The sequence below is a fragment of the Roseitalea sp. MMSF_3546 genome, assembly GCF_030732865.1.
Taxonomy (GTDB): domain Bacteria; phylum Pseudomonadota; class Alphaproteobacteria; order Rhizobiales; family Rhizobiaceae; genus Roseitalea.
The window spans coordinates 69,015-76,867 of sequence record NZ_JASHKB010000020.1 but is presented as its reverse complement, the minus strand read 5'-3'; the positions used below and the strand labels follow the sequence as shown (position 1 = coordinate 76,867).

Annotated in this window: 6 protein-coding genes; all 6 read left to right on the top strand. The window is 68.4% G+C overall.

Annotation, left to right across the window (positions count from 1 at the left end):
* Positions 1 to 80: 80 nt before the first annotated feature.
* The 6 genes from RBB34_RS15035 to RBB34_RS15010 all read left to right on the top strand — a co-directional run bounded on the left by RBB34_RS15035 (position 81) and on the right by RBB34_RS15010 (position 7,795).
* A complete protein-coding gene (locus RBB34_RS15035; RefSeq protein WP_306120049.1) occupies positions 81 to 1,220 on the top strand; it encodes an ABC transporter permease in 1,140 nt (379 codons plus the stop codon).
* 3 nt (positions 1,221 to 1,223) lie between these two features.
* The gene (locus RBB34_RS15030) at positions 1,224 to 2,486 is read left to right on the top strand and encodes an ABC transporter permease (protein ID WP_306120048.1); all 1,263 of its coding nucleotides are present in this window, start codon (positions 1,224 to 1,226) and stop codon (positions 2,484 to 2,486) included.
* Between the two features lie 90 nt (positions 2,487 to 2,576).
* Entirely contained in the window at positions 2,577 to 4,322 is a 1,746-nt protein-coding gene (acsA, locus tag RBB34_RS15025) for an acetate--CoA ligase (protein ID WP_306120047.1), read from the top strand.
* Entirely contained in the window at positions 4,319 to 6,313 is a 1,995-nt protein-coding gene (gene pdhA, locus RBB34_RS15020; RefSeq protein WP_306120046.1) for a pyruvate dehydrogenase (acetyl-transferring) E1 component subunit alpha, read from the top strand. Before acsA ends, pdhA begins: the two co-directional genes overlap by 4 nt.
* Before the next feature lie 16 nt (positions 6,314 to 6,329).
* Complete coding sequence (locus RBB34_RS15015; RefSeq protein ID WP_306120054.1) at positions 6,330 to 7,556, top strand: dihydrolipoamide acetyltransferase family protein; 1,227 nt, start codon at positions 6,330 to 6,332, stop codon at positions 7,554 to 7,556.
* Positions 7,553 to 7,795 (top strand): acyl carrier protein, encoded by a 243-nt coding sequence (locus RBB34_RS15010; protein ID WP_306120045.1) that lies wholly within the window; start codon positions 7,553 to 7,555, stop codon positions 7,793 to 7,795. The genes RBB34_RS15015 and RBB34_RS15010 overlap by 4 nt, the downstream gene beginning before the upstream one ends.
* The last annotated feature ends 58 nt before the right edge of the window (positions 7,796 to 7,853 follow it).

The following is a 7,853-nucleotide window of genomic DNA, read 5'->3' as shown; positions in this document are numbered from 1 at the left end:
CCCCTGCCGATCCGCGATCATCGCATCAAGCAAAGCTCCGGAAAAGCAGGCGCTAATGCGCTCTTGAAAGGTAAGGCCGCATGACCGACCAGGCCGCGCCCGACGCGCTGTCGCGCCGATTGCTCGAACGCGCCGCGCCCGCCCGCGCCGAGTTCGAGGATCTGGTCATCGTGCCGATCTTCGCGGTGATCGTCGCCCTTGCCGTGGGCGCCCTGATCATGCTGGCGACCGCCGTGGACCTGCCGACCATCGGGCGATCCTATGTCGCGCTGGTCGAAGGCTCGGTCGGCTCGATCAACGCGCTGTCGGAGACGCTGACCGCGGCCGCGCCGCTGGTGCTCGCCGGGCTGGGGCTCGCCATCGGCTTCCGGACAGGGCTGTTCAACATCGGCGCGGAAGGCCAGATCGTCATTGGCGGGCTCGCCGCCGTCATGGTCGGCTTTTCGTTCGCAGGGCTGCCATTCGCCCTTCACCTGCCGCTGGCACTTGTCGCCGGCGCGGTCGCCGGGGCGCTCTATGCATCGATCGCCGGCGTGCTGCGCGCCTATACGGGCGCCCATGAGGTCATCTCGACCATCATGCTCAACCTGATCTCCTACCGCATTCTCGACTATGCGCTCAGCCAGCCCTTCATTCAGCGCGAAGGTCGCGCCGACCCCGTTTCCAAGTCGGTGCTCGACAGCGCTGAACTGCCGCAGCTTCTGGGATGGCTGGACCCGAACCTGCGCATCCATGCCGGCCTGATCCTGGTGATCGCCGCGGTGATCTTCGTGCACTGGCTCCTGTTCCGCACCAAGGTCGGCTTCGAGTTCCGCGCCAGCGGCAAGAACCCCGATGCGGCGCTTTATGCCGGCATGCGCGCCTCGCTGATCATCGTCGCCTCCATGGCCGCGGCCGGTACCTTTGCCGGGCTGGCCGGCGCCAACCAGGTGCTCGGCGTGCTCGACAGGGCGACGCCGGGCTTTTCGGCGGGCATCGGGTTCGACGCGATCTCGGTGGCGCTGCTGGGCCGATCGCATCCGGTCGGCGTGCTGTTCGCCGGGCTGCTGTTCGGCGCGCTCGAGGCCGGCGGGCGCCAGATGCAGGTCGATGCCGGCGTGTCGGTCGACCTGATCGGCATCATCCAGGCGCTGATCATCGTGTTCATCGCCGCCCCGCTTCTGGTGCGGGCGATCTTCCCCTGGGGCTTCCGCCGGGCCGAAGCCGGGCGCAAGGAGTAGCTCATGGCGGTGGCAACCGACGCAACCGTTCAGCGACCCGACGCGCAGGGCAGCCTGCGCGCCCGCATTACCGGCTTCGTGCTGATCGCGCTGGCGCTGTTCGTTGCCGGCGTGTTCAGCTACGGCGTGCCGGGCGAGGCGACCTTCCGCCTGTCGCGGCCGACCGATGTGTGGGCCCTGCCCAATCTGGTCGTGCCGGCGGCCCCGTTCAACTATATCGCGGCGGCCGCGCTCGCCTTTCTGGGCGCCCGCCTGTTCCTGCGCGGCGGCGGACGCTGGGCGACGCTGTTTCTGGGCATCGGGCTCGCCCTGGTGGTGGCGGCCTTCCTGGTCTGGGCCACCGCCGGCAAGTCCTTTTCGCTGACCGGCATGCTGCAGGCGACCATGGTGCGCGCCGTGCCGATCGCGCTGGGCGGGCTTGCGGGCGTGCTGTCCGAGCGCGTCGGCGTCATCAACATCGCCATCGAAGGCATGCTGCTGGCCGGTGCGTTCACGGGTGCGCTGGCCGGCTCGATGCTGGGCGGCTTCGGCGGGCTGGTCGCGGCTGTCGCGATCGGCGGGCTGTTCGGCTTCATTCTCGCCGCGCTGGTCGTCACCTACCGCATGGACCAGATCATCGCCGGCGTGGTCATCAACCTGTTCGTGCTGGGGCTGACCTCCTACGTTTCCAGCCAGGTCTTCGCCGAATACCGATTCCTGAACAACGCGCCGGTGTTCCGCGCCTACAAGGTCCCGATCCTGGGCGACATTCCCGTCATCGGCCCGATGCTGTTCAACCAGAACATCTTCGTTTACGGCGCGATCGTGCTCGTCATCGTCGCGACCTATTATCTGTTCTACACGCGCGCCGGCCTGCGCGCGCGTTCGGTCGGCGAATACCCGCGCGCCGCCGACACGCTGGGCATCAATGTCTACCGCACGCGCTATGTCAACGTGACCCTGGCCGGCATGGTGGCCGGTTTCGGCGGCGCGTGGTTCACGCTCGGCTCGGTCGGCCGGTTCGACGAGAACATGACCGGCGGGCGCGGCTTCATCGGTCTGGCCGCCATGATCTTCGGTCGCTGGCATCCTGTCGGCGCGCTGATGGCGGCGCTCGTCTTCGGCTTCGCCGATGCCATGCAGCAAAAGCTCGCTCTGCTGCAAACGCCGATCCCGTCCGAATTCCTGGCCATGGCGCCCTACATCGCCACGATCATCGTCGTCGCAGGCATTGTCGGCCGGTCGCGTCCGCCTGCCGCGGACGGCAAGCCCTATGTCAAGGAGTAGAGCTGCGCCGCGCGCATCGGTTGACATAGGTCATGTTGCGCGGTCGCCATCGACGTAACCTGAATGCCATGTCGCAGGGAGGACTGCCGCATGGAAAGCACGATCGCAAAGAGCGCCGCTGACCGGGCGGATGCGACACTGCCCGATCCGGACGCGGCACGGGCAACCTTTTCATGGGACGACGCACGAGCACTGCTCGACGGCCTGCCGGACGGGGCGCTGAACATCGGCTATGAGGCCATCGACCGGCACGTTGTCCACGGCCATGGCGATGCGGTCGCCATGCGCTGGATCGGCAAGGACGACAGCCGGCGCGCGCTGACCTATGCGGACATGGCGGCGCTGTCGTCGCGCTTTGCCAATGTGCTCAGGGAGCACGGGCTTGAACCGGGCGACAGCCTGTTCGCGCTGATGGGCCGGGTGCCCGAACTCTATGCCGCGGCGATCGGCACGCTGAAGGCCGGCATGGTGTTCACGCCGCTGTTTTCGGCGTTCGGGCCCGAACCGATCCGCACGCGCATGGAAATCGGCGAAGCCAATGTGCTTCTGACGACCGCTTCGCTCTACAGGCGCAAGATCGCCGCCTGGCGCGACGAAATTCCCTCGCTGATACTGGTGCTGATCGCCGACGCGGACGAAGCGCCGGAAGGGTGCGTCGCGCTCGGTCCGGCCCTGGATGCGGCCTCGGACGCGTTCGAGGTCGTGCACACGCGGCCCGAGGACACCGCGCTCATCCACTTCACGTCGGGGACGACCGGCAAGCCCAAGGGCGCGGTGCATGTCCATCAGGCGGTCGTCTATCACGCCCATTCGGGCCGCTGCGCGCTCGAACTCAAGCCCGGCGCGGTCTACTGGTGCACGGCCGATCCGGGCTGGGTGACCGGCACCTCCTACGGCATCATCGCGCCGTTCGTGCATCGGGTGACCATGATCGTCGACGAGGCCGAGTTCGATCTCGAGCGCTGGTACGAGACGATTGAGCGCGAGAAGGTCGAGATCTGGTATTCGGCGCCGACCGCGATCCGCATGATGATGCGCGCCGGCGCCGAGGCGGCCGAGCCCTACGACTTCTCCTCGCTGCAGTTCCTCGCCAGCGTCGGCGAGCCGCTCAATCCCGAAGCCGTCACCTGGAGCAACCAGGTCTTCGGCAAGCCCTTCCACGACAATTGGTGGCAGACCGAGACCGGCGGCATCATGATCGCCAACACCCGCGCCATGGACATCCGCCCCGGCTCGATGGGCAAGCCGCTGCCGGGCATCGAGGCGGCCATCATCGACCGCGAGGACGGCGCGGTGCGGCCATGCGCCCCCGGCGAGATCGGCGAATTGGCGCTGCGCCCCGGCTGGCCCTCCATGATGCGTGCCTACCTGCACGAGCAGGCCCGTTACGACAAGGCGTTCGCCGGCGGCTGGTACTTTTCGGGCGATCTCGCCATGGCCGACAAGGACGGCTATTTCTGGTTCGTCGGCCGCGCCGACGATCTGATCAAGTCGTCCGGCCATCTGATCGGCCCGTTCGAGGTGGAAAGCGCGCTGATCGAGCACGATGCGGTCGCCGAGGCCGGCGTGATCGGCGTTCCCGACGAGACCGCCGGCGAGGTGGTCAAGGCCTATGTCACGCTCAATCCGGGCTTTGAGGCGTCCGAGGATCTCGAGCGCGAAATCCGCGGCCATGCCCGCAAGACGCTCGGGCCGGCCGTCGCCCCGCGCGCGATCGTCTTCCGCAACACGCTGCCCAAGACCCGCTCGGGCAAGATCATGCGGCGGCTCCTGAAGGCGCGCGAACTGGGCCTGCCCGAGGGCGACATCTCGACACTGGAGACCGACGAGACATGAGCGTCATCGACAAGCCGCGCCTTGACCATGCGCACATGCTCTCGCTGCTCGAGAGCATGATCCGCATCCGCCGCTTCGAGGACAAGTGCGCCGAACTGTACACGCAACAGAAGATTCGCGGCTTCCTGCACCTTTACGACGGCGAGGAAGCGATCGCGACCGGCATCATTCCGGTGCTCAAGCCCGAGGATCGGATCGTCGCCACCTACCGGGAGCACGGCCATGCGCTGGTCCGGGGCGTGCCGATGACCACGGTCATGGCGGAGATGTACGGCAAGGCCGAGGGCTGTTCGGGCGGGCGCGGCGGCTCGATGCACCTGTTCGACAGGGCCACCAATTTCTATGGCGGCAATGCCATCGTCGGCGGCGGGCTGCCGCTCGCCGGCGGTCTGGCGCTGGCCGACCGGATGCAGGGCACCTCCAACGTCACCGCCTGCTTTTTCGGCGAGGGCGCGGTGGCCGAGGGCGAATTCCACGAGACGCTGAATCTTGCCAAGCTCTGGAACCTGCCGGTCCTGTTCGTGTGCGAGAACAATGGCTATGCGATGGGCTCGGCGCTCGCGCGAACCGAGGCCGAGACCGACATCCACGCGAAGGCCGCCGCCTACGGCATCGAGGCCGAAGTGGTCGACGGCATGGATGTGGTCGCCGTCGAGGCGGCGGCACGGCGGGCCATCGCGCGCATCCGGGAGACCGGCGCGCCGGTGTTCCTGGAGTGCCGGACATATCGCTTCCGCGCCCACTCCATGTTCGATGCCCAGCTCTACCGGCAGAAGGAAGAGATCGAGGCTTGGCGCCCGAAGGGTCCGATCGTGCGCTTCCAGACCTGGCTGCAGGCCAACCACCTCGTCGACGAAGCGGAGATCGGGCAGATCGAGCAGCGCGTCGATGCCGAGATCGCCGAGGCGGTGACATTTGCCGAAAACGGCACCTGGGAGCCGGTCGCCGATCTCGAGACGCACGTTCTGGGCGAGCAGCCCGCGCCGCCCGCCCCGGTCGCGCCATCGGGCGAAACGGTCGCCATGACCTATCGGGAGGCGGTCCGGCAGGCGATCATGGACGCGATGATCCGCGACGAACGGGTCTTCCTGATGGGCGAGGATGTCGGCGCCTATGGCGGATGCTACGCGGTCTCCAAGGGCCTGATGGTCGAATTCGGCGAAGAGCGCATCCGCGATACGCCGCTTTCGGAATCGGGCTTCACCGGCGCGGGGATCGGCGCGGCGGCGGCCGGCATGCGCCCCATCGTCGAACTGATGACCGTCAATTTCAGCCTGCTGGCGCTCGATCAGATCCTCAACACGGCGGCCACCATGCGGCACATGTCGGGCGGCCAGTTCGGCGTGCCGCTGGTCATCCGCATGGCGACCGGGGCGGGCAAGCAACTCGCCGCCCAGCATTCGCATTCGCTCGAGGGCTGGTACGCGCACATTCCGGGGCTGAAGGTCCTCGCGCCCGGCACGGTGGAGGACGCGCGCGGCATGCTCTGGACCGCCCTCGAGGACCCCGATCCGGTCCTGATCTTCGAAAACGTCATGCTGTACAATCGCGAGGAGCAGATCGACACCAACGCCGGGCCGGTCGACATCTCGAGCGCCAGGGTGCGGCGCAAGGGCGATGCCATCTCGATCATCACCTATGGCGGTTCGCTTCACAAGGCGATGGAGGCGGCCGACCAGCTCGCCGGCGAGGGCATCGAGGCCGAAGTGGTCGATCTGCGCTCGCTGCGTCCTCTCGATGACGAGACCATCATCGCTTCGCTCGCCAGGACGCGCCGGGCGCTGATCGTCGACGAGGGCTGGCGCACCGGCTCGCTCGCCGCCGAGATCTCGGCGCGGATCATGGAGCAGGGCTTCTGGCATCTGGACGCGCCGGTCGGCCGGGTCTGTTCGGCCGAGGTGCCGATCCCCTATCCCAAGCACCTCGAGGATGCGGCGATCCCGCAGGTGCCGTCGATCGTCGCCGGCGCCAAAGCCGTGCTGGGGCGCTGAGATGGGCGTGTTCGCCATGCCCTCGCTGGGCGCCGACATGGAGGCCGGCACGCTCGTCGAATGGATGATCAAGCCGGGCGACCAGGTCAGGCGCGGCGATGTGGTCGCCGTGGTCGAAACGCAAAAGGGCGCCATCGAGATCGAGACGTTCGAGGCCGGCACGGTGCGCGAGCTGACCGCCGACCTTGGCCAGAAGCTGCCGGTCGGCGCGCCGCTCGCGGTGATCCTCGCCGAGGGCGAGGCGGCGCCCGAGAAAGCCGAGGACGAGGGGGGCGAGCCGGCCGCCGCCGCGGCGTCTGCCACCGCGCCGGAACCAAAGCCCGCAGCGGCGCCAGCCGAACCGGTCGTGGCAAGGCCCCCGAGGGCGCCGGCAGCGCCACCGCCGGGCGGCGTGGCGGCCTCACCGGCCGCGCGCAAGCGGGCGGGCGAACTGGGCGTGAAACTCGAGAACCTCACAGGCTCCGGACCGGGCGGCGCGATCCTGCTCGACGACGTCGAACGGGCCGGCACCGCCAGGCCCGCGCAGGAACCCGCCGAGGCCGAAAAGCCCACGCCGGCAGCGGCGCAAAAGCCGTCGCCCATGGCGGAAATGCGCAAGGCGATCGCCGCCGCCATGAGCCGGTCCAAGCGCGAGATCCCGCATTTCTATGTCAGCCAGACGATCGACCTTCAGCCCGCGACCGCGTGGCTGGAGGCCACCAATGCCGGGCGCGAACCGGCAGACCGGCTCCTGATGGGCGCGCTGTTCGTGCGGGCCGGCGCGCTCGCCGCCGCGCAGGTGCCGACCGTCAACGGCCATTTCACCGAGAACGGTTTTGCGCATTCCGCGCCCGTGCATGCCGGCGTGGCCGTTGCGTTGCGCGGCGGCGGCCTGGTCGCGCCGGCCCTGTTCGACGCCCAGGACAAGGGGCTCGATGCGATCATGGCGGACATGCGCGATCTGGTCAGCCGCGCCCGGGCCGGCCGCTTGCGCGGCTCGGAAATGACCAAGGGTACGATCACGATATCGGCGCTGGGCGAAACCGGCGCCGAGGCGATGACCGGCGTGATCTTTCCGCCGCAGGTTGCCCTGGTGGGCATCGGCGCGCCGCAGCGCCGGCCCTGGGTCGTCGATGACCGGGTGGTGCCGCGCGAGACGGTCACGGTCGTCCTGTCGGTCGACCACCGGGTCTGCGACGGCCGGCAGGCGGCGAAGTTCCTGGCCGCGTTCGATGATCTGATGCAATCTCCGGAGGCGCTATGACACCGCAGGAAATCCGCGCGGCCTACCTTGAAGAGCTGACCAGGGTCGCCCCCGACATCGACCCCGAGACCGTTGCCGACGACGATCACCTGCAGGACGATCTGGAGCTCGATTCCATGGACGTGCTCAATCTGGTCACCGCGCTGCACGCGCGCTTCGGCGTCGACATTCCCGAAAGCGACTATCCGCAGATCGCAACGCCGGCGCTGGCCGTCGCCTATCTCGGCAAGGCCGGCTGAGCGCCCGCATCGACGGCGAGCCCGGAACGGCCACGGCCTGCGAGCGGAGCAAATGCCC